Here is a 770-nt window from a genome sequence, read left to right as displayed (position 1 = left end):
CGCCGGTAGTAGTGGTCGTAGAACTCCGACTTGTAGGTGGCCATGTCCACCCCGGCCGGGCAGTCGGTGGCGCAGGCCTTGCACGACAGGCACAGGTCCAGCACCTCCCTGGCCTCCTCGGAGCGCCAGCCCTCCTCGACCGTGCGCGCACCCCGCACGACCTCCTGCAGGACGCGGGCGCGCCCGCGCGTGGAGTCCTTCTCGTCCCGCGTGGCGCGGTAGCTCGGGCACATCACGCCGCCGCTGTCGGCGCGGCACCGGCCGACACCGATGCAGCCCTGAACCGCGTGCACCCACGGATCCCGCCCGGACGCCGGGCCCAGGTCGAAGCTCGTGCGCCACTCGCGCTGCGGCACCCCGGCGAGGGCGAGGTGGGCGTCCATCGGGTCGGGGTCGGTGATCGAGCCCGGGTTGAGGATGCCGACGGGATCCCACAGGCGGCGGCACTCGGCGAACGCGGCGATCACCTCCGGCGAGTACATGATCGACAGCAGTTCGGAGCGAGCGCGCCCGTCACCGTGCTCGCCGGACAGCGATCCGCCGTGGCGCACCACCAGCTCCGCGGCCTGGCGGGTGAACTCGCGGAACACCGCGCGGCCGCGTTCGCTGCGCAGGTCGTAGGTGATGCGGATGTGCATGCACCCGGCCCCGAAGTGCCCGTACATGACACCGGTGAGCTCGTGGGCGGCCAGCAGCTCGCGCAGATCGGCGAGGTAGTCGGCCAGCCGCTCGGGCGCGACGGCCGCGTCCTCCCAGCCCGGCCACGACTC

1 protein-coding gene is annotated in these 770 nt (G+C 73.1%); it reads right to left on the bottom strand.

Features of this window, described 5'->3' with window-relative positions; translation table 11 throughout:
• Positions 1-770 (bottom strand): FAD-binding and (Fe-S)-binding domain-containing protein (locus tag R4I43_RS34230; protein ID WP_324269881.1); only part of this gene is annotated, 770 nt, incomplete at both ends.

The organism is Saccharopolyspora mangrovi (assembly GCF_035320975.1).
Classification (GTDB): Bacteria; Actinomycetota; Actinomycetes; order Mycobacteriales; family Pseudonocardiaceae; genus Saccharopolyspora; species Saccharopolyspora mangrovi.
The sequence above is the reverse complement of the archived record's forward strand: the minus strand, read 5'-3'. Positions and strand labels throughout refer to the sequence as shown.